This window comes from Nocardioides eburneiflavus (assembly GCF_004785795.1).
GTDB classification, from domain to species: domain Bacteria; phylum Actinomycetota; class Actinomycetes; order Propionibacteriales; family Nocardioidaceae; genus Nocardioides; species Nocardioides eburneiflavus.
The window spans coordinates 1,905,139-1,927,341 of the sequence record NZ_SRRO01000001.1; the positions used below are offsets into that span (position 1 = coordinate 1,905,139).

A 22,203-nucleotide genomic window follows, 5' to 3' on the forward strand; every position below is an offset into this window, starting at 1 on the left:
CGTGACCGTTTCGTGATCTTGGTCGTCGGCAGGACGCAGGGACCCCCCGCACCGCCCCGTCCCGCCGGCTCCGAACGGCCCGGTTGCCGCACGTCACCCCTGTACGACCCGGCGTGCATCCCCCCTGTCGTCAACCCCCGTGAGCTCCTGTGTCGAAGTCTGACAAGCACGTCCCGAAGCACCGTGCCCCCGGCAAGCACAAGGCTGCGCGTGTGCCCCGCCGAGCCCTGCGCACGAGTGTCGCCCTCACCGGGCTCGCCGCCGCCGCGACCGGCGTGAGCGTCACCGGTGGGCTCTTCTCCCAGGATCCCGACGCACTGACCCCCGCGGCCGCCGACATGGCGACCACCACCCCCGCCGAGCCGGTCGCGACAGCCGCGCCGACGGCTGACACCGCCCGGTCCGCCCGGTCCGCCCGGTCCGAGCAGCGCCCCGGCCGGCAGGTCGTGTCGCGCTCGGCCCGGCGTACGGACGCCACCAAGGCCGCGGCGCTCGAGATGAGCGGCGGGTCGGGCGTCACGAGGTCGGAGCGGCTCTCCGAGGGCGACCCGCGCGACATCGCCCGCGCGCTGCTGCCGGCGTACGGCTTCTCCTCCGACCAGTTCTCCTGCCTCGACTCCCTCTACGTCAGCGAGTCCGACTGGCGCGTCGACGCCGACAACCCGACCTCGTCGGCCTACGGCATCCCGCAGGCACTGACCCAGCTGCACGACCTGCCGGCCGACTACATGACGTCGGCCGAGTCGCAGATCCGGTGGGGGCTGGAGTACATCCAGGACACCTACGGCACCCCGTGCAGCGCCTGGAGCTTCAAGCAGGGCAACGGCTGGTACTGACACCGCCGGCCGATCGGGTGCCGGGAGCTGGACCACTGGTCCAACCGATCGGCCTAGTGCGACCCGATTCGGCTGCGCCTCCCGGTGTCGCGCCGTCAGGATGCACCTGAGAGATCAGCGATGCCGTTCGTCGGTCCCGACGCGAGCGGCCCGCCGACGGCGCTTGGGCCAACCGGGGGGTTGGGGAGACGTGGTCAGCTCGACCGCAGGAGGGCGAGCTGACCACGACCCGTCTCGGCGGCGTGCCCGGTCGTGGGTGACGCGCCGAGGTCGTCGGCGATCGAGACGACCAGCCCGCCCAGCATGAACGCGACGATGGCTGCGACCAGGGTCGCGGTCGTCAGGGCGGGGATGAACCTGCGGGCGCCGACCGGCTCCGCGTCCATGTAGCCGTGGGTGAGCGCGTGCCCCTTGCCGCGCGCCAGCAGGTAGCGGTTCACCGGCCACGCCGCGAAGAAGGCGGCGGTCAGCGCGAGCATCATGGAGAGCCAGAAGACCGGGTTGACCAGGCCCGCGTCCATCGCGCCCGGGATGACGGCCATGACCAGGTTGTCGACGAGCTCCATGGTCGCGATGGACAGGGTGTCGGCGGCGAGCACGACGGTCAGTGCCGCGCCGACGCCCAGCCCGGCGCGCAGCAGCGGCAGGGTCGACAGGGCGTAGCCGAACAGGAAGGCCAGCCCGACCGCGATGGCGATCGTCGCGAGGCTGCCGAGCCCGAGCGCGGTGCCGATCATCAGACCGAGGATCTCGCCGATGGCACAGCCGGTGAGGCAGTGGAGCGTGGCGGAGAGCGCCATGGCGTGGGTGCCCATGTCGTGGTGCGCATCGTGCGGCGCCTCGCCGTGCGACGCGTGGAGTGCGTGCTGGTCCATGGCTCGAAGCATACCCCTGGGGGGTATAGAGGTCAAGGGGTGCCGATCCACCCTCCGTCCGGTAGGGCGGGTCAGCGGCCCGTCATCGAGTCCACGTCGAGGGCCGCGTCGAGCTGCTCCTCGGTGAGGTCGCCGCGCTCGACGTAGCCCATCTCGATCACGGTCTCGCGGATGGTGGCGCCGTCGGCCAGCGCCTTCTTGGCCACCTTGGCGGCCTCCTCGTAGCCGATGTGCGCGTTGAGGGGAGTGACCACGGACGGGGAGGACTCGGCGTAGCGCCGCATCCGCTCCGTGTCGGCGGTGATGCCGTCGACGCACCGGTCCGCGAGCAGGACCGTGGAGGTGGACAGCACGCGGATCGACTCGAGCAGCGCGTGGGCCATCACGGGCATCATCACGTTGAGCTCGAAGCTGCCGGACGCCCCGGCCCACGCGATCGTCGCGTCGTTGCCGACGACCCGCGCGCACACCATCAGCGTCGCCTCGGGCAGCACGGGGTTGACCTTGCCGGGCATGATGCTCGACCCCGGCTGGAGGTCGGGCAGGTGGATCTCGGCGAGCCCGGTGGTGGGTCCCGACGACATCCAGCGGAGGTCGTTGCAGACCTTGGTGAGGCCGACGGCGACGGTGCGCAGCACGCCCGACAGCTCGACGAGCGAGTCGCGGGTGCCCTGGGCCTCGAAGTGGTCGCGCGCCTCGGTGAACGGCTGCCCGGTCCGCTCGGCGAGCGCCGCGATCGCGCGCTCGGCGAAGGCTGCCGGCGTGTTGATGCCGGTGCCGACGGCCGTGCCGCCCAGCGGCAGCTCGCGGACCCGGGGGAGAACCGCCTCGAGCCGCTCGGCGCCGAGTCGCAGCGTGGCGGCGTACGCCCCCATCTCCTGTCCCAGCGTCACCGGCGTGGCGTCCATCAGGTGCGTGCGCCCCGACTTCACCGCCTCGGCGAACTCGTCGGCCTTGGCCTCGAACGCCGTCGCCAGCCGGTCGAGCGCGGGCAGGAGGTCGTCGACCACGGCGAGGGTCGCCGCCACGTGGATGCTCGTGGGGAAGGTGTCGTTGCTGCTCTGCGAGGCGTTGACGTGGTCGTTGGGGTGGACCTCGACCCCGGCCCGGGCCGCGAGCGTCGCGATCACCTCGTTGGCGTTCATGTTGGAGCTGGTGCCCGACCCGGTCTGGAAGACGTCGATGGGGAACTCGCTGTCGTGCTCGCCCGCCACGATGGCGTCGGCGGCGGCGACGATGGCCTGCGCCTGGTCGTGGCGGACGACCCCCAGCGCCGCGTTGGCCGTCGCTGCGGCCGCCTTGACGTGGGCCAGCGCCTGGACGTGCCGGGGCTGCAGGGTGAGGCCGCTGATCGGGAAGTTGTCGATCGCGCGCTGGGTCTGGGCCCGCCACAAGGCGTCGCGAGGCACCTCGACCTCGCCCATGGAGTCGTGCTCGATGCGTGTCTCGTTCACGCGCTCGACGCTACTCCTCACCCGGCGGGGCGGGACATGGCGGACGCCCCGCCGATCCGGGGGAGAGTCAGCGAGGCGTCCGTGGGAGAGGTGCTGCAGGGGAGGTCAGCACCAGGGGTAGATGAACAGGCTGTCGTCGCCGGCGCGGTGGTCGGCGAGCACGACGCTGAGGGGCAGCGGGTCGGGCAGCGACGCGACGTCCGTGCCCTCGCGCGGGGCGACGCCGTAGGACACCGCGGCCGCGATCGGAAGGCCGGACTTCGCGACCGTCGAGAACAGGCCCTCGGACTTGAGCGTGCTGATGCCGGCCCGCATGCAGTCCGTGTCGGGCTTGGCCTGGGCCGCCGCCGGGGCGAGCACGACGGTGGCGACGCCGAGCGAGAGGGCGGCGAGGGAGGCGGTGGAGGTGGCGGTGCGGGTGGCGGTGCGGGTGCTGCGCAACATGTCTGTCTCCTTGTGGGGGTCAAGGGCTGGACCTCCAAAGCACCACACCGCCAGCGGCTTGTCGAGGGTTTGTCCAATGTGTGTCCGAAGTCTGTCCACCCTCTCGGGCGAACCTCCGATCTTGACGTATTGGTAACCAATGAGTTACCAATACTGCGTGGACCCGTTCGCCGCACTCGCCGACCCGGTGCGCCGCGACCTGCTCGTACGCCTGGCGCGCGGGTCGGCGCGTGTCGTGGACCTCGCCGCAGACCACGCGATCAGCCGGCCCGCGATCAGCCGGCACCTGCGGGTGCTGGCCGAGGCAGGGCTGGTGCTCGCCGACGACCGCGGACGCGAGCGGCACTACCGGCTCGACCGCGCCGGGCTGGAGGTCCTCACCGACTGGCTCGCCACGTTGGAGCCGCAGCCGCGGTTCACCGAGTCGGCCTTCGACGGCCTCGACCTCGAGGTTCGTCGCACCGGACGCGAGCGCCGGTCGACGTCCGACGCCGCGAGCCATCACCCATCCCCCCAGGAGGACACCGCATGAGCACCACATTGATGACCGGCCGCCCCGAGGAGCGCGACGGCCGCACCCTGCTCGTCATCGAGCGCGAGTTCCGGGCGCCCGTCGACGACGTGTGGGCGGCCTGCACCGACCCGGCGCGCATGGAACGTTGGATCGGCACGTGGAGCGGCGATCCCGGGGCCGGGTCGGTGACGTTCCGGATGACGGCCGAGGGCGACGACGTCCCGGCAGAGGAGATGGACGTGCTTGCGTGCGAGCCACCGCATCGCTTCGCGGTCCGGAGCCGCGAGCCGCAACCCTTCAGCGAGGACGGCTCGGGCGAGCGGGCCGTGTGGGAGATGGAGCTCGAGCTCGAGGAGACCGGTGGGGTCACCTCGCTGCGGTTCGTCCAGGTTCTCGCGCCCGGCTCGACGGGCGTCGACATGGCCGCGAGCACCGGCCCGGGGTGGGACTACTACCTCGACCGGCTGGTCGCCGCCGTGTCGGGTGACGACATCGCCGCGATCGACTGGGAGGCGTACGCGCCCGGCTCGAGCCACTACCGCCAGCTGTTCGGCTGAGGCGTCTCGGCCGCCGGCTTGTGTGGTGGCCCGGCCGGGCTGGGAGGATGGGACGCATGGGGAGTCTGCGTCTCGGGGTGGTTGTCGTGCTGTCCGGCGTGCTGGTGGTGACCGGCTCAGGCTGCACCGCCCTCGGCGGGAAGGACGGCGACCCTGCCGGTGACCTCGCCGACGACCTCGCCGCGGCGCTCTCCGACCACTCGCTCGGGGAGATCCCGCTCCTCGACGAGAGCGTGCGGACGACCTTCGCCGAGCTCGTCGCCCCGCTCGAGGACGTCCCGGTCGCGGTCGACGTCGTCGACGTCGCCGTGGTCGAGGAGGAGGGGCGCGCCGACGCCACGCTCGCCTGGCGCTGGGAGGTCGCGGACGGCGCGGCCTGGGAGTACGAGACCTCGGTGGCGCTGACGCAGGGAGGCGACGGGAGCACCTGGCAGGTCGCCTGGTCGCCCGACGACCTCGCCCCCGACCTGGCCGAGGGCGACACCCTCGGGCTGCGCACGCTCACCCCCGCGCGCGGCGACATCACCGGGGCCGACGGGGCCGTCCTCGTCACCGAGCGACCGGTGCTGCGCTACGGCCTCGACAAGACCAAGGTCGAGGGCCCCCAGGTGGCCCGCAGCGCCCGCCGCATCGCCCGGATCCTCGACGTCGACGCGGCGGCGTACGTCGCCCGGGCCGAGGCGATGGGCGCCGAGGCCTTCGTCGAGGCGGTCGTGCTGCGCGAGGACGACGCCCGCGACGTGCTGCCGGCCTTCCGCAAGGTCCCCGGCGCGCTGGCTGTCAACGACACGCTCCCGCTCGCCCCGACGCGCGAGTTCGCCGCCGCCCTCCTGGGGCGGGTGGGGCCGGCCACCGCCGAGATCGTCGAGGAGTCGGGAGGCGCGATCGTCGCTGGCGACGAGGTGGGCCTGTCCGGGCTGCAGGCGCGCTACGACGCGCAGCTGCGGGGTGCACCCGGCACGGCGGTCGTCGCCCGCGACGCCGACGACCGGCTGCGCACGCTCTTCGAGGCGCCGGCCACCGACGGCGCGGACCTGGCCACCACCGTGGACCCGGCGCTGCAGGACCGGGCCGAGCAGGCCCTCGCGACCCTCGGTGACGGCGCGCCCGCCGCCGCGCTGGTCGCGATCAGGCCCTCGGACGGGGCCGTGCTTGCCAGCGCCAACGGGACCGGGGCCGCCGGAGCCGACCTCGCCTCGACCGGGCAGTACGCCCCCGGGTCGACGTTCAAGGTCGTCAGCTCGCTCGCCCTCCTGCGCAGCGGGATGGGCGTCGACGAGGTGGTGTCCTGCCCGCCCACGACCGTCGTGGACGGGCGCTCGTTCACGAACTACGACGACTACCCGGCCTCCGCGATCGGCGACATCACCCTCACCCAGGCCATCGCGCAGTCCTGCAACACCGCGCTGATCGGCAACGCCGGACGGCTCGCTGCCGGCGACCTGGCCGCAGCCGCCCAGGCGCTCGGGCTCGGCACGGACCACGACCTCGGCTTCCCGGTCTACTTCGGGCAGGTGCCGCCGCCGGAGACCGAGACCGGCGCGGCCGCCGACATGATCGGTCAGGGCACCGTCCTGGCCAGCCCGTTCGCGATGGCCACGGTCGCCGCCTCGGTCTCGGCCGGCCGCGCGGTGCTGCCGGTGCTCCTGCCCCAGCACGAGGTGCAGCAGGTGCCGCCCGAGGTGCCGCTGACCGGCGCCGAGGCGGGCACGCTGCGCGGGTTGATGCGCGCCGTGGTGACCACGGGGTCGGGGCGGTTCCTCCAGGACGTGCCGGGCGAGATCGGCGCCAAGACCGGCACGGCGGAGCACGGCACCCCCGACGCGTCCGGCTCGCTGCCGACGCACGCGTGGATGATCGCCACCCGCGGCGACCTCGCCGTCGCGGTGTTCGTCGCGACGGGGGTGTCGGGCTCGCAGACCGCCGGTCCGGTGCTCGAGGCGTTCCTCCGATCGGCGTCCTGATCGGGCCCGAGGCGGGTCAGCGCCGCGCCAGGTAGAGGAAGTACTGCTCCGGCCGGTCCTGGAGCACCACGTCGTGGGCCTGCTCCTCGACCGCGCCGAAGACCTCGCGCATCGCCTCGAGCAGGTCCGGCGCGGCGGCCGCCGACCACACCACCAGGACCCCGCCGGGGCCGAGCACGTCGTGGCAGCGCCGGAGGAACGGCTCCTCGTAGACCGCCTCGTTGCCGTCGTGGACGAGGTAGCCCGGGCCGTTGTCGACGTCGAGCAGCACCAGGTCGTAGGTCGACCGTGCCTCCGCGATCGCCATCGCGATGTCGGCGTTGACCACCGTGGCGCGGGTGTCGGCGAGCAGCGCCGGGCCGTGCGGCACGGTGCCGTCACGCATCCACCGGACCAGCGGCTCCTCGATCTCGACCACGACCGCCCGCTCGACCCGCGGGTCGGCGAGCACGCGCTGGAGGGTGAAGCCGAGGCCCAGGCCGCCGATGAGCACCGACGCGGGCCGGTCGACGAGGTCGAGGGCCTGTGCCGCCAGCTCGATCTCGCTCGTGGTCTCGAGGGTGTCCATCACGAAGACGCCGTTGACGCGCAGCTCGAGCACGTCGGGGGCGGTGCCGGACGTACGCCGCCGCAGCACCACGTCGCCGCGCTCGGTCTCGGCCCGGGCCACCTCGGTGTGCTCCACCTCGACGCTGTCCACGCCACCATCCTGCCCAACGTCCGGCGTCGAAGGGCTCCCCCCGCGCCGTTTCGGCGTCTACCGTGATCAGGTGTACACCGTAGGACGGACCGCCGAGCTCACCGGCGTGCCCAGCGGCACCCTGCGCAAGTGGGAGCAGCGCTACGGCGTCGTCGTCCCGCAGCGCTCGGCGGGCAACTACCGCCTCTACGACGACGAGGCCGTACGCCGGCTGAGCGTGATGCGCAGCCTGGTCGACGCTGGGTGGTCGGCCCACGAGGCCGCGCGGCACGTGGTGGCGGACGTGGCCGCCGCAGAGGCCACGCTCGCGCGCCCGGCGGAGCCGGCCTTCGAGGACCGCTTCGAGACGATCGTGGGCTGTGCCCAGGACTTCGACGTGCCCCGCCTGGAGCGGCTCCTCGCCGACGGCTTCGCCGACATCGACGTGGTCTCGGTGGTCGACGACTGGCTGCTCCCCTCGATGGTGCACCTCGGGCGCGCCTGGCAGCGCGGCCGGGTGTCGGTGGCGGGGGAGCACTTCGTCACCGCGGCCGTGCACCGCAGGCTGGCCGAGGCGTTCCAGGCCATGCAGCCCGCGCCCAACGGCGGGCCGCGCGTCGTGGTGGGCCTCGCCCGCGGCGCTCGCCACGAGCTCGGTGTCCTCGCCTTCGCCACCGTGCTGCGCTCGCGCGGCGTGGCCGTGACCTACCTCGGCGGCGACCTGCCCCTCGAGGCCTGGGTCGATGTGGTCCGGCTCGTCGGGCCGCAGGCCGTGGTGCTCGCCGTCCCGACGCTCGAGGACGTGCCGGCCGTGCGGGAGGTCGCCGAGGCGCTCGCCCCGCACGCCCCCGTCATGCTGGGCGGGGCCCACCAGGCCGAGGTCGACGGCCCCCGGCACCTCGGCCACCTCGCCGGCGCGGCCGCCGCCACCCTTGCGACGCGGCTCGGCGCCGTCAGCTGAGCGCTGCGGTGCGCTGGCAGGCGGGTGACGGCCGGACCCTCCACGGGTGGCTGGGCGGGGACCCCGACGGAGCGCTGGTCGCCGTCCTGCACGGCTGCCCGGACACCCGGCACGTCGCGATGACCGGCGACGACGCCGCGCGCGGGGCCGGCGTACGCCTGCTGTGCATCAACCGTCCCGGCTACGGCGACTCCACCGTGCACCCGAGCTCGCACGGCAGCGTCGCCGACGACCTGACCGGGGTGGCCGCCGGGCCGTCGCACCGAGCCCATCGACCTCCTGGCCGCCGAGCTCTCGGCGGAGTTCCTCGCGTGGCGGGCGCGCGTCGACCCGCTCGATCCCGACGACGAGAGGCTCGCGCGCCGGTGGCTGGCGATGCTCCCGGAGCGCGACGCCGCGCTGGTCACGGCGCGCGGCGCGCCGGCGGTGGCGGCCTCGGTCCGGGAGGCGCTCACCTGTCCGGACGGCTACCTGCGCGACGCGGCGCTGCTGCACCGGGAGTGGCAGCACGGTCCGGCCGAGGTCGCCTGTCCGGTCCGGGCGTGGTTCGGCGAGGACGACGACCGGTCGCCGGCCGACGGCGCCTCCCGGCTGCTGGCCGGCTTCGCCGACCTCGAGGTCACGATCCGTCCCGCGACCAGCCACCTCGCCACCCTGGTGGCGCACTGGCCCGACGTGCTGGCGAGCCTGCCCGACCTGGTGGCCGTGCCGAGCAGCTGATCAGCGGTCGACGGGGTCGCAGCCGCTGCCGTACCACTGGTCGCCGACGATCTGGATCCGGCAGTGGTGGTCGGTCGACGATGTCTCCGACACGGCCGGCGACGCGAGCAGGACCGACCCGAGGGCGGAGGCCGCGATGGCCACGATCCCGGCGGTGCGGAGGCGACGGTCGGTGCGCTCGTCGGCATGGGTGAACATCGTCTCGGCTGTCGTCGTCATCGCGTCTCCCGGGTCGTGCACTGCGGCTTGTCCACAGTTTGTCCACTGTTCGTGGACAACAAACACTAGGGACATGTCCATTGTTTGTCCAAAGATGGGTACCCTTGGGGGCGTGTACACCGTCGGACGCACGGCAGAGCTCACCGGAGTGCCGCGCGAGACCCTCCGCAAGTGGGAGCAGCGCTACTCCGTGGTCGCGCCCGCGCGCACCCGGGGCAACTACCGGCTCTACGACGACGAGGCCGTCCGCCGCCTGTCGGTCATGCGCGACCTGGTCGACTCGGGCTGGTCGCCGCGGGAGGCCGCCCGGCGGGTGCTCGACGAGCCGGCCGGGGGCGTGAGCGTCCTGCCCGGCGCCGACTCGCCGCTCTCGCGCCACGACGAGCTCGCGGCCTGCGGCGAGGACTTCGACGTGGTGCGGCTCGAGAGCATGCTCGACAAGGCCTTCGCCGAGGCCGACCTCGCCGTCGCGGTCGACGAGTGGCTGATGCCGTCGCTGGTCCGGCTCGGTGAGGCCTGGCAGCGCGGCACCGTCAGTGTCGCCGGCGAGCACTTCGTCAGCGCTGCCGTCCTGCGGCGGCTCTCCCAGGTCTTCCACCAGCTCCCGCACCCGGACGACACGGCGCCCCAGGTGATGGTCGGCCTCGCCCGCGGGTCACGGCACGAGCTCGGCGTGATGGCCTTCGCCATGGTGCTGCGCAGCCGCGGTGTACGCGTGACCTACCTCGGCGCCGACCTGCCCGTGGAGTCGTGGGTCGACACCGTACGCGCCCTCGAACCGGCCGCGGTCGTGCTCGCCGTGCCGACGGTCGAGGACCTGCCCGCGGTCCGCGAGGCGGTCCAGGCCATCTCGCCGCGGACCGCCGTCCTGCTCGGGGGCGCCCAGCAGGGGCGGGTGGAGGGTGCCGAGCAGCTCGGCCACCGCATCGGCGAGGCAGCAGCCGGCCTCGCCGACCGGCTCACCTCCGGCGGCTGACGGGCTACTGCGCCGAGCGCACCCGGATGCCCGCCCCCGTGATCGAGCTGAGCGGCACGGTCACCGCGCCCGACGGGTCGGTGAAGAAGTCGTTGCCCTTGTCGTCGACGACGATGAAGGCCGGGAAGTCCTCGACCTCGATCTTCCAGACCGCCTCCATGCCGAGCTCCTCGTACTCGATCACCTCGACGGACCTGATGCAGTCCTGCGCGAGGCGGGCGGCGGGACCGCCGATGGAGCCGAGGTAGAACCCGCCGTGGGTGCCGCACGCCTCGGTGACCTGCTTGGAGCGGTTGCCCTTGGCGAGCATCACCATCGAGCCGCCGGCGGCCTGGAACTGCTCGACGTAGGAGTCCATCCGACCCGCTGTGGTCGGCCCGAACGAGCCCGACGGCATGCCCTCGGGGGTCTTGGCCGGGCCGGCGTAGTAGACCGGGTGGTCCTTGAGGTAGGCGGGCATCTCCTCGCCGGCGTCGAGGCGCTCCTTGATCTTGGCGTGCGCGATGTCGCGCGCCACCACGAGCGGGCCGGTGAGCGAGAGCCGCGTCTTGACCGGGTGCCTCGACAGCTCGGCGAGGATGTCGGCCATCGGCTGGTTGAGGTCGATCTCGACGACGGCGCCGCCCTCGATGTCGTGGGCCATGCCGGCGTCCGGCATGTAATGCGCCGGGTCGGTCTCCAGCTGCTCGAGGAAGACGCCCTCGGGCGTGATCTTGCCGAGCGCCTGGCGGTCGGCCGAGCAGGAGACCGCGATCGCGACGGGGCACGAGGCGCCGTGGCGGGGGAGGCGTACGACCCGGACGTCGTGGCAGAAGTACTTGCCGCCGAACTGGGCGCCGATCCCGAAGGACTGGGTGAGCTCGAAGACCTTCCCCTCCAGCTCGACGTCGCGGATGCCGTGGGCGGCCATCGAGCCCTCGGTCGGGAGGTCGTCGAGGTAGTGGGCGGAGGCGTACTTCGCGGTCTTGAGCGCGAACTCGGCGCTCGTGCCGCCGATGACGACGGCCAGGTGGTACGGCGGGCACGCGGCGGTGCCGAGGGAGCGGATCTTCTCGTCGAGGAACTCCATCAGCCGCGTCGGGTTGAGGACGGCCTTGGTCTCCTGGAAGAGGAACGACTTGTTGGCCGAGCCGCCGCCCTTGGCCATGAAGAGGAACTTGTACTCCGGGACGTCCTTGGCGGGCGTGGAGTAGAGCTCGATCTGGGCCGGCAGGTTGGTGCCGGTGTTCTTCTCCTCGAAGGTCGTGAGCGGCGCGAGCTGGGAGTAGCGCAGGTTGAGCCGGGTGTAGGCGTCGTACACGCCCCTGCTGATCGCCTCGCCGTCGTCGGCGCCGGTCAGCACGCCCTCGGACTTCTTGCCCATGACGATCGCGGTGCCGGTGTCCTGGCACATCGGCAGCACGCCACCGGCGGAGATGTTGACGTTCTTGAGCAGGTCGAGGGCGACGAAGCGGTCGTTGCCGGAGGCCTCGGGGTCGTCGATGATCGTGCGCAGCTGGGCGAGGTGGCCGGGGCGCAGGTAGTGGCTGATGTCGTGCATCGCCTCCTCGGTGAGCCGGCGGATCGCCTCGGGCTCGACCTGCAGGAAGGTCCGCCCCCCGACCTCCACGGTGGACACGCCCTCGGTGGTGATCAGCCGGTAGGGCGTCTCCGGTGTGCCGTTGGAACCGGCGGTGGGGAGGAGGTCGGAGTAGTGGAAGTCAGCGGTCGTCACGAGTCCTCAGCGTACGCCGCGGGGCGGGCGCTGCCGACGTCAGGCCGTCGGCGGCCGGGTGGCCCACGGGGGACTACGTCGCGCTGCCCAACATGTGCAGCGCCAGGAAGGCGCCGAGCAGAGCACCGCCGTAGCAGACGGCACCGACCAGGAACCGGTGCTTGACCTGCAGGCCGTCGTAGAGCGTGTAGCGGAACCGGTGGGCGGCATGGATCAGCATCAACACGTTGGCCCCGAACAGCACCAGGAACGTGATCGGATGCCCGACGACGGCGGCGAGGTGCTCGTGGTCCGGAGGGTCGAGCCACCCGAGCGGGAACGCCAGCCCGAAGAGGAACGCCAGGACGGGCAGGATGACGGCCGCCATCACGCCGCCACCGCTGAACGCCAGCCACAGGAACGGCTCCACACGGAGCTTCATCGTGTCACCAGCCAGTAGACGAGGACCGACACGACGGCCAGGGCGGCGTACTGTGCCCCGATGATCACCGCGGGCGGCACCCGTCGTCCGCCCAGGTCGATCACCATCGCCTGCGGGGTGAGCGAGAACCAGGTGATCGTGTGCAGGACGAGGAAGGCGAAGGCCACCGCGTTGAGCACGACCAGCCACGGCGACGTCGCCCAGGCCAGGAAGTCGGCGTACGCCGCGTCCCCCCGGCCCACGGCACGGACGAACAGCAGCAGGTAGAGCACCAGCCACGCGATGAACAGGCTGCTCAGCTCGCGCATCACGAACACGAAGTAGCTGGGCTTGCGCGTCCACCACAGCACCGGGACGCGCGGGTGGTAGCGGAGGTCCTCGGTGCTCATCGGCGCAACGCCCGGGGGAGGAGGAACATCTTCACCGACTCCTGCGCGGCCTTGAGCTTGTAGCGCTGGATCGCGGCGGCCGGGTCGACGTGCTTGGGGCACACGCGGGTGCACTCACCGACGAACGTGCAGCCGTAGACCCCCTCCTGCTCGATGAGCACGTCGAGGCGCTGGCGCGTGCCGTGGTCGCGGGAGTCGAGGTCGTAGCGTTCGGCGAGCGCGATCGCCGCCGGGCCGATGAACTCCGGCTCGAGGCCGTAGACCGGGCACGCCGCGTAGCAGAGCATGCAGTTGATGCACATGCTGAACTGCTTGTAGGCGTCGAGCTCTTCCGGGCTCTGGAGGTACTCGCCCTCGTCCACGGGCTGTTCCTCGTCGCGGATGAGCCACGGCTTCACCCTCGGCAGCTTCTCCATGAAGTCGGTGATGTCGACCACCAGGTCCCGCACGACGGGGAAGTTGGACAGCGGTGCGACGTCCACCGGGCCGGGCGCGTAGTCGGACAGGAAGGTCGCACACGTGAGCCGGGGCTCACCGCCGACGTTCATGCCGCAGCTGCCGCAGATGCCCATCCGGCACGACCAGCGGAAGGAGAGCGTGGTGTCGACCTCGTTCTTGACGTGGTTGAGGCCGTCGAGCACCGTCCACTCCTCCCGCAGCGGGACGTCGTACTCCTGCCACCCCGGCTCGGTGTCCTTGTCCGGCCGGTACCTCGCCACGCGAAGCCGGATGCTCTGCGACATGCGTCACCTCCCGTAGACCCGCTCGCCGGGCGGCCAGCGCGTGATCGTGACCGGTTGCTGCGAGACCAGCGGTGCCCCGTCGTCGCCGCGGTGGACGAGGTGGTGGACGAGGAACCGCTCGTCGTCGCGGTCGGGGAAGTCCGTGCGCTGGTGCGCCCCCCTCGACTCCTCGCGCCTCACCCCGGAAGCCAGGATGCACTCGGCGACATCGAGCATGTTCGCCGCCTCCAGGGACGCCACCAGCTCGGTGTTGAAGACCTGGCTGGTGTCCCGGACCCCGACGCGAGTGACCCGCTCCTGGAGGCCGCGGAGCACGTCCACCCCTTTCGACAGCCCAGGGCCCGTGCGGTAGATGCCGGCGGCCTCCTCCATCGCCTCCTGCATCTCCGCGCGGATCGCCGCGATCGCGTCGTCCCTCGGGGCCTCGCCCCGGACGTCGCGCTCGATGCGCCGCACCTCGTCGGCGGCCTGGCCGCGGATCGCCCGGGCGACGAGGCCGTCGGCGCGCGGGACGGACGCGGCGTACGCGGCGGCCGCCCGCCCCGCACGTGCGCCGAAGACCAGGCACTCGGGGAGCGAGTTGGAGCCGAGCCGGTTGGCGCCGTTGATGCTGACGCACGCCGTCTCGCCGGCGGCGTAGAGGCCCTCGAGCGGGGTCGCCCCGTCGATGTCGGTGTGGACGCCGCCCATCATGTAGTGGACCACCGGGCGCACGGGGATCAGGTCGGTCACCGGGTCGATGCGCTCGTACTTCAGGCACAGCTCGCGGACGAACGGCAGCTTTGCGTCGATCAGCTTCGCGCCGAGGTGGCGGAGGTCGAGGTGGACCACCGAGCCGTACGGCGTCTCGATGGTGCGTCCCTTCTCCTCCTCGTGCACGAACGCCTGCGACAACCGGTCGCGCGGGCCGAGCTCCATGCTGCGCAGCTGCGGCTCCGGTGTCGGCGTGCCGAGGTCGTAGTCCTGGAGGTAGCGGTAGCCGTCCTTGTTCAGCAGCCAGGCGCCCTCCGCGCGGGTCGCCTCGGTGATCAGGATGCCGGTGAAGGGGAGGCCGGTGGGGTGGTACTGGACGAACTCCATGTCCTTGAGCGGAGCGCCCGCCCGGTAGGCGAGCGACATCCCGTCGCCGGTGTTGATGTTGGCGTTGGTGGTGAATGGGAAGACCTTGCCGCAGCCGCCGGTCGCAAGGATCACCGCCCGCGCGGCGATGGCCCGGATGCGTCCGGTGCGCAGCTCGACGGCCACCAGCCCGTGGACCCGACCGTCGTCGACCAGCAGACGGGTCACGAACCACTCGTCGTACCGGGTGACGGCGGGGTACTTCAACGAGGTCTGGAACAGCGCGTGCAGCATGTGGAAACCGGTCTTGTCAGCGGCGAACCACGTCCGCATCTTCTTCATGCCCCCGAAGGCGCGCACCGCGACGCGGCCGTCGGGTTGACGGCTCCAGGGGCAGCCCCAGTGCTCGAGCTGCAGCAGCTCGCGAGGCGCCTCGTGGACGAACGCCTCGATCGCCTCCTGGTCGCCGAGCCAGTCGCTGCCCGAGATCGTGTCGTAGATGTGCTCGTCGATCGTGTCGTCCCCGGCGATCACCCCCGCCGCACCGCCCTCGGCCGAGACCGTGTGGCTGCGCATCGGGTAGACCTTGGAGACCACGGCCACGTCGAGGGCCGGCTCGGCCTCGGCGATCGCGATGGCGGCGCGCAGGCCGGCGGCACCCCCGCCCACCATCAGCACGTCGTGAGTGGCGACCACCAGGTCGTCACTCACCCCGTAGCTCCTCGTCGACCAGGACCCGGCCGTGGTGGGTGACGACCTGGTTGTGGACGCTGCCGTCGTGGAACTCCTCGCGGTGGGTGTGGCACCCGCACGCGAATCGGACGTCTCGCGTCGTCAGCCCCTGGAGGTCCTCGGTGAGGAGCTCCTCGCCGTCCTTGACCTTGCCGCATGGCGCGGTCCTCGCCTCGAACCTGCTCGCGGTGGTCGTCACGGCGCACCTCCTGCACCGGAGCGCGGGCTGACGCGCCCCTACCTCCCTCCAGATTCCTCCTCGCGGCGCGGAATGGGAAGGGGGAAACGAGGTGCCCGCGCTTCCTACGCCCGATCGTCCGGGTCGCCCGACCCGCCCTCGAGCTCGCGCTTCTTCTGCTCCGCGGCCCGGCGGCGCTGCTCCTCGGCACGCTCACGCACCTTCTTCAGGAACTCCTCGTCCGCGGCGGGGTCCGAGGCCGCGAACCGGCCCGGGCGGTCGTACTCCGGGAACGCGCTCGCGCTCCGCTCGTGCGGCCCGGTGCGCCGCGGACCCCGTACGGGTCGGCCGGCGACCAGCCAGGCGATCGAGCCGATGAAGGGGAAGAACAGGATGAGGAGGATCCACCACACCTTGCCGAGGTGGCGGACCTCGTCCTCGCGGCTGGTGATCGCCTGGACCAGGCAGAACACGGCCAGCACGAGTGGCACCAGGTAGAGAGCGATCCGCACGTCGAGACCCCCGCAGGTCGGCCCGGCCGGGGCCCGGGCGTCGGGGACCACCCGCCGCGGCGGCAGCGTACCGCCCGGCGAGGGATGCCGTGGCCGGTTGGCGCGAACACCTCGGATTCATCGGTCTGATGCAAACCGGACATTCGGGAGTAGCCTCCGGTGCAACGGGACCGATGAGGCTCCGCCCGGCGCTCCCGCCGCATCTCGGACCAGCTGACGGACTGCACTCCTGGAGGTCACGTGAACACCCGCAAGGCACTCATCTCCCTCGCCGCGACGGCGACCCTCCTGTCGGCCGCCGCGTGCGCGGCCCCCGAGCAGGAGTCCGACACCACCACCGAGAGCGGTGTCGACGCGGCGACCGCCACCTCGAGCGAGGACTTCGGCGGCATGGAGGAGCTCATCGCGGCCGCCCAGGACGAGGGCGAGCTCAACGTCATCGCGCTGCCCCCGGACTGGGCCAACTACGGCGAGATCATCTCGACGTTCGAGGAGAAGTACGACATCGAGGTCAACTCCGACCAGCCCGACGCCGCCTCGCAGGACGAGATCAACGCCGCCAACGACCTGGCCGGCACCGACCGCGCACCCGACGTGTTCGACCTGGGCCAGTCCGTGGCCCTGGCCAACACCGACATGTTCGCGCCCTACCAGGTCGAGACGTGGGACGACATCCCCGACGAGTTCAAGGACCCGGACGGCGCCTGGGTCAACGACTACGGCGGCTACATGTCGATCGGCTACGACTCCGCCGTCGTGCCGGACGTGACGTCGGTGGCCGACCTCCTCGGGCCGGAGTTCAAGGGCAAGGTCGCGCTCAACGGCGACCCGACCCAGGCCGGTGCGGCGTTCAGCGGCGTGATGATGGCGGCGATCGCCAACGGCGGCTCGGCCGACGACATCGCTCCCGGCGTCGACTTCTTCGCCGACCTCAAGGCCGCCGGCAACTTCCTCACCGTCGACCCCGACTCGACCACGATCGAGCAGGGCACCACGCCCGTCGTCATCGACTGGGACTACCTCGGTGCTGCCGCGGCCGCCAACGTCGACACGTGGAAGACCGTCGTGCCCGAGGAGGCGGTCGTCGCGGGCTACTACTTCCAGGCGATCAACGCCGACGCGCCGCACCCGGCCGCCGCACGCCTGTGGCAGGAGTTCCTCTACAGCGACGAGGGCCAGAACCTCTGGCTCAAGGGCGGCGCCCGCCCGGTCCGCGGTGACGCCATGGCGGAGGCCGGAACGATCGACGAGGAGCTGTGGGGGGCCCTCCCCGAGGTCAGCGGCGAGCCGGTCATCCCGACCGACGAGCAGACCGTGACCGCCGGCGAGTACCTCGCCGAGAACTGGTCCAAGGCCATCCGCTGAGCACGACCACGGCGAAGGGGGGCACGGGCCGGCGGTTCGCCGTCGGCCCGTCCCTTCCGCTGCTCCCGTTCCTGCTCTTCGTCCTGGTCTTCCTCGTGGTCCCGACGCTGACGGTCGTCGTCGGCGCCTTCCAGGACGAGGACGGCCGCCCGACGCTGGGCAACCTCGAGGCGCTCACCAGCGAGGCCGCGCTCACCGCGCTCAGGGGCTCGCTGATCCTGTCCGCATCGACGGCACTGATCGGCGCCGTGCTCGGCGCCCTCCTGGCGTACCTCATCGTCTCGATGCCCCCACAGGCCCTCATGCGTCGAGCGACGCTGGCCGTCAGCGGAGTGCTCGCGCAGTTCGGCGGGGTCGTGCTGGCCTTCGCCTGGATCGCGACGATCGGACCCGTCGGCGTGGTCACCAACGCGGTGCTCGAGCTCACCGGCGCCAACCTCTACGGCACGGGGTGGCTCTTCGGCCTGCCGGGCCTCATCGTCGTCTACTCCTACTTCCAGATCCCCCTAATGGTGATCGTCTTCGCCCCGGCCTTCGAGGGCCTCCGGCCGCAGTGGCGCGAGGCTGCGATCAACCTCGGCGCGAGCACCTGGGACTACTGGCGCCACGTCGCCATCCCACTGCTCCGGCCCGCCTTCCTCGGCGCCGTGCTGCTGCTGTTCGCCAACGCGTTCGCGGCGTACGCCACTGCAGCCGTGCTGGTCAGCCAGGGGCAGCCGATCGTGCCGCTCATGATCCGCCAGGCCATCACCAGCGAGGTGCTGCTCGGCCAGGCCAACGTCGGCTTCGCGCTCGCGCTGGAGATGATCGTGGTGGTGACGCTGGTGATGGTGGGCTACAACGTGCTGCTGAAGCGGACGTCGCGGTGGATGCGATGAGGTGGACGAGGTGAGGCACTCCACCGGCTTCAAGGTGTTCCGGGCCGCCGCGATGGTGGCGTTCGCGGCCTACTTCTTCGTCCCGCTGCTCGCGATGTTCGACTTCTCCATCCAGGTGCGGGGGAGCGCCCCCGGCCGCACGTGGGACAACTGGGCGCTGATGATCACCGACGAGGACCTCCGGTCCTCGATCGTCGCCTCGTTGCTGCTGGCGTTGTTCACCGTCGTGCTCATGGTCGCGCTGCTCGTGCCGACGATGGTCTGGGTGCGCCTGCGGGTCCCCAGGGCCAAGCGACTCATCGAGTTCCTGTGCCTCCTGCCCCTCACCATCCCCGCGCTGGTGATCGTGGTGGGCATCAGCAACGTGTACTCGTGGGTGACCTACCTGCTGGGCGACAGTGCGCTGGTGCTGACCTTCGCCTACGTCGTGCTGGTGCTGCCCTACTCCTACCGCGCCATCGACGCCGCGCTCTCCGCGATCGATGCGGCGACGCTCTCGGAGGCGGCCCGCTCGCTGGGAGCGGGGTGGTTCACCGTGATCGTGCGGATCATCATGCCCAACATCACCAGCGGCATCCTGGGCGCCGCCTTCATCTCCGTGGCGCTGGTTCTCGGCGAGTTCGTCTTCGCCTCGCTGCTCCACTTCGACACCCTCCCGGTGGCGATGGCGGCGCTCTACAAGAGCAACGGCCCCGCGGCCATGGCGGCCGCCCTAGCCTCGATGATCCTCGTGGCCGTGCTGCTCGTCGGCCTCACCTTCCTCAGCCGGGACCGGCACAAGCAAGGAGCCTCCTCATGACCGACCTCAGGACCGAGCGCGGTCTCGCCGTCGAGCTGTCCGATCTCACCCGGATCTACGGACCGGTGCGCGCGCTGGACGGCCTCACCCTCCACATCGAGCCCGGCGAGCTCGTCGCCCTGCTCGGGCCGTCGGGGTGCGGCAAGACGACCGCGCTGCGCATCCTGGCCGGCCTCGACACCGCCACGTCAGGGACGGTGTCGGTCGGGGGCAAGGACCTGACCCGGGTCCCGGCCAGCAAGCGCGACATGGGGATGGTCTTCCAGGCCTACAGCCTCTTCCCGCACATGACCGTGATCGACAACGTCGCCTTCGGGCTCAAGATGCGCGGTCGCGACGGCGCGGCCCGGCGTACGCGCGCCGGCGACATGCTCGACCTCGTCGGGCTCGGTGAGCACGCCGACCGCTACGCCCACCAGCTGTCCGGCGGCCAGCAGCAGCGCGTCGCCCTGGCCCGCGCGCTGGCGATCGAGCCGTCGGTCCTGCTCCTCGACGAGCCGCTCTCGGCCCTCGACGCCAAGGTGCGCGTGCAGCTGCGCGACGAGATCCGCCGCGTCCAGATCGAGGTCGGCACCACGACGCTGTTCGTGACCCACGACCAGGAAGAGGCGCTCGCCGTCGCCGACCGGGTCGGGGTGATGAACGCCGGTCGCCTTGAACAGCTCGCGCCGCCGGCCGAGCTCTACTCCGCCCCGGCGTCCCGCTTCGTCGGGGAGTTCGTCGGCCTCAGCAACCGGTTGCCCGCCGAGGTCCGGGGAGACGTCACCGTCGTGCTCGGCCAGCAGGTGCCGGTGCTGCCCGGCTCGGCCACCGGCTCGGGCCACGCCCTCGTCCGTCCCGAGGCAGTCTCCGTCGTGGCGGACGCCGCGGGCCCGGCGACCGTGGCGACAGTGATGTTCCTCGGACCGCTCTCGCGGGTCACCTGCTCGCTCGCCGACGGCACCCACGTCGTCGCCCAGCTCGCGAGCTCGGACGCGCTGCGCCTCGAGCCGGGAGACCCCGTACGCCTCGAGGTCGCGCCCGAGCCGGTGCTGGTCATCGCCTGAATGCCGTACGCCTCCGCCGGCCGGGGCCGCCCGACGCCGTGCGGTAGTCCAGTGAACAGTGGCTGCTGGCGTGTCCGCAGGCGAGCCGGACCTCACTGGACTACCCCGGCGGCGGGTCTCCCGGGGTAGTCCAGTGGACAGTGGTCGGGTTCTCGGTAGTGAAGCAGCCGTTGCCCACTGGACTACCCCGGCCGGCAGCCGTTGCCCACTGGACTACCCCCCGTACGCCTCACCGCCAGGGAGCGACCAGGGCGGCGAGGTCGGGGGCCAGCTCCCTCTGCAGGAGCGGGCCGAAGGTCACCCGGTGCACCCCCATGACCTGGAGGTCCTCCAGCGAGCCGGCGGCCGAGCCCTTGCGCGGGTGGGCGATGACGTTGACCGGTCCGGCGAGCGCGTCGAGGATCCGCTGGAGCGAGGCGGCGTCGGGTGCGCCGACGGGATAGCTGCAGCGGGAGCCGGCCTCCTCGCAGGCCTGCATCCGAGTGATCGCCTCTGCGGTCGGGTCCTCGAACCGGTCCTTCTTGACGAAGGCGTCGGTGCGCGCGTTGATGACCAGGTCGACCCCGGCCGCGTCGGCGGCGCGGCGCAGGCCGCCGATGTAGTCGGCGTGCTCGGCCACCGACCTCATCCGGCCACCCTCGGAGTGCACGGTGTCCTCGATGTTGAGGCCGACGGCCCCGGCCTCGAGCAGTCGCTCGACCAGCTCGGCGGGCTCCGTGCCGTAGCCGGACTCCATGTCGGCGGTGACCGGCACGCCCGGCACTGCGCCGCAGATGCGACGGATGCCGTCGAGAGCGTCGTCGAGGGTCATGTCCTCGTTGTCGCCCTGTCCGCGGGAGTCGGCGAGCGGGTGGCTGCCGATGCTGAGCGCGGGGAAGCCGGCGTCGGCGACGACGCGTGCCGACCAGGCGTCCCAGACGTTGGGCAGGACCAGCGTGGTGCCGGTGTGGTGGAGCTCGAGGAGGCGGGTGGCCAGGGCGGGGAGGCCCGAGGGCGAGGAGGGTTCCATGCGTCGAGGCTGCCACGCCCGGGCGACCGGGCATAGGTCCGGGAGGGCCTGCGTTGCACCCGACGTGAAGGACGACGACCGGGTTCTCGAGTCACTGGTGATCGGCGCTGGGCAGGCGGGGCTCGCGGCGTCGTACTTCCTCCGCACCCGCGGCGTCGACCACCTCGTCCTCGACGCGAACCCACGGCCCGGCGGCGCCTGGCAGCACCGGTGGGCCTCGCTGAGCATGGACGACGTCCACGGGGTCGCCGACCTCCCCGACTCCACCGCCCCCGACGGGTCGCGGCGGGCGGCGAACCTCGTCGTGCCCGACTACTTCGACGGCTACGAGCGCTGGCACCACCTCCCGGTCGTCCGGCCCGTGCGGGTCGACCGCGTCGACAGCGAGGGCGACCTGCTGGTGGTGCACTCCGCGGACCGCACGTGGCGCACCCGGACCCTGGTCAACGCGACCGGCACGTGGACTCGCCCGTTCGTGCCCTACTACCCCGGGATCGCGTCGTTCGCGGGGAAGCAGGTGCACACCGCGCACTACCCCGGCGCGGAGCACTTCCGCGGCAAGCGGGTGCTGGTGGTCGGCGGTGGCGCCTCCGCGGTGCAGCTCCTCGGCGAGATCGCCCAGCTCACCGACACCCTGTGGGTGACCCGCCGGCCCCCGGTGTGGCGCGAGGAGGAGTTCGACCGCGCGGTCGGGCTCGCCGCGGTCACGGCCGTCGAGGAGCGCGTACGGCGGGGGCTGCCGCCCGCGAGCGTGGTCAGCGTGACCGGCCTCGCCCTCCGCCCGCAGGAGCAGGAGGCGGCCCGGCTCGGGGCGTACGAGCGGCTGCCGATGTTCGAGCGGATCGAGCCCGACGGCGTGCGCTGGACCGACCTCGACGGCGGCCGCCACGAGCGGGTCGACGTGATCCTGTGGGCGACGGGCTTCCGGCCGGCCGTGGACCACCTCGCGCCCCTCGGCCTGCGGTCGCCGGAGGGCGGGATCGCACTCGTGCCCGTGCCGGGCAACGTGCAGGGCGCCACGACCGCTGTGCGCGACCCGCGGGTGCAGCTCGTGGGCTACGGGCCGTCCGCCAGCACCCTGGGGGCCTCCCGCGCCGGCCGGCAGGCCGCCCTCGCCGTGTCGCGGCACCTGGCCGCGGCCGCGGCCTGACGTCGAGTC

Annotated in this window: 25 protein-coding genes; 12 read left to right on the top strand and 13 right to left on the bottom strand. The window is 72.3% G+C overall.

From position 1 onward, the window contains the following. The first annotated feature begins 212 nt into the window (after positions 1–212). Positions 213–836: an aggregation-promoting factor C-terminal-like domain-containing protein gene (locus tag EXE59_RS08950; RefSeq protein WP_135838592.1), complete on the top strand. Its 624-nt coding sequence runs from the start codon at positions 213–215 to the stop codon at positions 834–836. Positions 837–1,030: 194 nt separating this feature from the next. On the opposite strand, the gene EXE59_RS08955 is transcribed toward EXE59_RS08950, so the two are convergent. The 3 genes from EXE59_RS08955 to EXE59_RS08965 form a co-directional block, all read right to left on the bottom strand. Next, a complete protein-coding gene (locus tag EXE59_RS08955) occupies positions 1,031–1,711 on the bottom strand; it encodes a DUF4396 domain-containing protein (protein WP_246056648.1) in 681 nt (226 codons plus the stop codon). Positions 1,712–1,782: 71 nt separating this feature from the next. Next, positions 1,783–3,165, bottom strand: a complete 1,383-nt coding sequence (locus EXE59_RS08960) for a class II fumarate hydratase (RefSeq protein WP_135838593.1) — start codon at positions 3,163–3,165, stop codon at positions 1,783–1,785. A gap of 105 nt (positions 3,166–3,270) precedes the next feature. Then, positions 3,271–3,609, bottom strand: coding sequence for a hypothetical protein (locus tag EXE59_RS08965; protein WP_135838594.1), 339 nt, complete (start codon positions 3,607–3,609; stop codon positions 3,271–3,273). Positions 3,610–3,766: 157 nt separating this feature from the next. Between EXE59_RS08965 and EXE59_RS08970 the strand changes: the two genes are divergently transcribed. The 3 genes from EXE59_RS08970 to EXE59_RS08980 are packed head-to-tail and all read left to right on the top strand — an operon-like array spanning position 3,767 to position 6,644. Then, positions 3,767–4,141 carry an ArsR/SmtB family transcription factor gene (locus tag EXE59_RS08970; RefSeq protein ID WP_168218457.1) on the top strand — a complete coding sequence of 125 codons (375 nt, stop codon included), beginning with the start codon at positions 3,767–3,769 and terminating at the stop codon, positions 4,139–4,141. Then, positions 4,138–4,680 (top strand): SRPBCC family protein, encoded by a 543-nt coding sequence (locus EXE59_RS08975; RefSeq protein ID WP_135838596.1) that lies wholly within the window; start codon positions 4,138–4,140, stop codon positions 4,678–4,680. Before EXE59_RS08970 ends, EXE59_RS08975 begins: the two co-directional genes overlap by 4 nt. A 56-nt stretch (positions 4,681–4,736) precedes the next feature. Next, complete coding sequence (locus EXE59_RS08980; RefSeq protein WP_168218458.1) at positions 4,737–6,644, top strand: penicillin-binding transpeptidase domain-containing protein; 1,908 nt, start codon at positions 4,737–4,739, stop codon at positions 6,642–6,644. A 16-nt stretch (positions 6,645–6,660) separates the two neighbouring features. Here the strand turns inward: EXE59_RS08980 and EXE59_RS08985 are convergent, their stop codons facing one another. Then, complete coding sequence (locus EXE59_RS08985) at positions 6,661–7,344, bottom strand: spermidine synthase (protein ID WP_246056650.1); 684 nt, start codon at positions 7,342–7,344, stop codon at positions 6,661–6,663. A gap of 70 nt (positions 7,345–7,414) precedes the next feature. Here EXE59_RS08985 and EXE59_RS08990 point away from each other — a divergent pair, with 70 nt between their 5' ends. Together EXE59_RS08990 and EXE59_RS08995 are read left to right on the top strand one after the other, a co-directional pair. After that, positions 7,415–8,284 (top strand): MerR family transcriptional regulator, encoded by an 870-nt coding sequence (locus EXE59_RS08990; RefSeq protein ID WP_168218459.1) that lies wholly within the window; start codon positions 7,415–7,417, stop codon positions 8,282–8,284. A 375-nt stretch (positions 8,285–8,659) separates the two neighbouring features. Further along, positions 8,660–9,004 carry a hypothetical protein gene (locus EXE59_RS08995; protein WP_135838599.1) on the top strand — a complete coding sequence of 115 codons (345 nt, stop codon included), beginning with the start codon at positions 8,660–8,662 and terminating at the stop codon, positions 9,002–9,004. On the opposite strand, the gene EXE59_RS23720 is transcribed toward EXE59_RS08995, so the two are convergent. Beyond that, complete coding sequence (locus EXE59_RS23720; RefSeq protein ID WP_168218460.1) at positions 9,005–9,223, bottom strand: hypothetical protein; 219 nt, start codon at positions 9,221–9,223, stop codon at positions 9,005–9,007. 112 nt (positions 9,224–9,335) lie between these two features. Between EXE59_RS23720 and EXE59_RS09000 the strand changes: the two genes are divergently transcribed. After that, positions 9,336–10,199, top strand: coding sequence for a MerR family transcriptional regulator (locus EXE59_RS09000; RefSeq protein WP_168218461.1), 864 nt, complete (start codon positions 9,336–9,338; stop codon positions 10,197–10,199). A gap of 4 nt (positions 10,200–10,203) precedes the next feature. On the opposite strand, the gene EXE59_RS09005 is transcribed toward EXE59_RS09000, so the two are convergent. The 7 genes from EXE59_RS09005 to EXE59_RS09035 all read right to left on the bottom strand — a co-directional run bounded on the left by EXE59_RS09005 (position 10,204) and on the right by EXE59_RS09035 (position 15,947). Further along, positions 10,204–11,913: a fumarate hydratase gene (locus EXE59_RS09005; protein ID WP_135838601.1), complete on the bottom strand. Its 1,710-nt coding sequence runs from the start codon at positions 11,911–11,913 to the stop codon at positions 10,204–10,206. Between the two features lie 73 nt (positions 11,914–11,986). Then, positions 11,987–12,334 carry a succinate dehydrogenase/fumarate reductase transmembrane subunit gene (locus EXE59_RS09010; RefSeq protein ID WP_135838602.1) on the bottom strand — a complete coding sequence of 116 codons (348 nt, stop codon included), beginning with the start codon at positions 12,332–12,334 and terminating at the stop codon, positions 11,987–11,989. Continuing rightward, a complete protein-coding gene (locus EXE59_RS09015) occupies positions 12,331–12,723 on the bottom strand; it encodes a fumarate reductase subunit C (RefSeq protein WP_135838603.1) in 393 nt (130 codons plus the stop codon). The genes EXE59_RS09010 and EXE59_RS09015 overlap by 4 nt, the downstream gene beginning before the upstream one ends. Further along, positions 12,720–13,466: a succinate dehydrogenase/fumarate reductase iron-sulfur subunit gene (locus EXE59_RS09020; RefSeq protein ID WP_135838604.1), complete on the bottom strand. Its 747-nt coding sequence runs from the start codon at positions 13,464–13,466 to the stop codon at positions 12,720–12,722. The genes EXE59_RS09015 and EXE59_RS09020 overlap by 4 nt, the downstream gene beginning before the upstream one ends. A 3-nt stretch (positions 13,467–13,469) precedes the next feature. After that, positions 13,470–15,236 carry a fumarate reductase (quinol) flavoprotein subunit gene (frdA, locus tag EXE59_RS09025; RefSeq protein ID WP_246056651.1) on the bottom strand — a complete coding sequence of 589 codons (1,767 nt, stop codon included), beginning with the start codon at positions 15,234–15,236 and terminating at the stop codon, positions 13,470–13,472. After that, positions 15,229–15,456 carry a hypothetical protein gene (locus tag EXE59_RS09030; RefSeq protein ID WP_135838605.1) on the bottom strand — a complete coding sequence of 76 codons (228 nt, stop codon included), beginning with the start codon at positions 15,454–15,456 and terminating at the stop codon, positions 15,229–15,231. The genes frdA and EXE59_RS09030 overlap by 8 nt, the downstream gene beginning before the upstream one ends. Positions 15,457–15,560: 104 nt before the next feature. Continuing rightward, positions 15,561–15,947, bottom strand: a complete 387-nt coding sequence (locus EXE59_RS09035; RefSeq protein ID WP_135838606.1) for a PLD nuclease N-terminal domain-containing protein — start codon at positions 15,945–15,947, stop codon at positions 15,561–15,563. Positions 15,948–16,187: 240 nt separating this feature from the next. Here EXE59_RS09035 and EXE59_RS09040 point away from each other — a divergent pair, with 240 nt between their 5' ends. From EXE59_RS09040 to EXE59_RS09055, 4 genes are all read left to right on the top strand, one after another. Beyond that, positions 16,188–17,312 carry an ABC transporter substrate-binding protein gene (locus tag EXE59_RS09040; protein ID WP_135838607.1) on the top strand — a complete coding sequence of 375 codons (1,125 nt, stop codon included), beginning with the start codon at positions 16,188–16,190 and terminating at the stop codon, positions 17,310–17,312. Between the two features lie 95 nt (positions 17,313–17,407). Continuing rightward, entirely contained in the window at positions 17,408–18,190 is a 783-nt protein-coding gene (locus EXE59_RS09045; RefSeq protein WP_246056652.1) for an ABC transporter permease, read from the top strand. A 10-nt stretch (positions 18,191–18,200) separates the two neighbouring features. After that, entirely contained in the window at positions 18,201–18,989 is a 789-nt protein-coding gene (locus EXE59_RS09050) for an ABC transporter permease (RefSeq protein ID WP_246056653.1), read from the top strand. Next, positions 18,986–20,035, top strand: a complete 1,050-nt coding sequence (locus EXE59_RS09055; protein WP_135838608.1) for an ABC transporter ATP-binding protein — start codon at positions 18,986–18,988, stop codon at positions 20,033–20,035. The genes EXE59_RS09050 and EXE59_RS09055 overlap by 4 nt, the downstream gene beginning before the upstream one ends. Before the next feature lie 229 nt (positions 20,036–20,264). Here EXE59_RS09055 and EXE59_RS09060 read toward each other — a convergent pair whose 3' ends face one another. Further along, a complete protein-coding gene (locus EXE59_RS09060; RefSeq protein ID WP_135838609.1) occupies positions 20,265–21,044 on the bottom strand; it encodes an isocitrate lyase/PEP mutase family protein in 780 nt (259 codons plus the stop codon). A gap of 64 nt (positions 21,045–21,108) precedes the next feature. Here EXE59_RS09060 and EXE59_RS09065 point away from each other — a divergent pair, with 64 nt between their 5' ends. Then, entirely contained in the window at positions 21,109–22,194 is a 1,086-nt protein-coding gene (locus EXE59_RS09065) for a flavin-containing monooxygenase (protein ID WP_246056654.1), read from the top strand. The last annotated feature ends 9 nt before the right edge of the window (positions 22,195–22,203 follow it).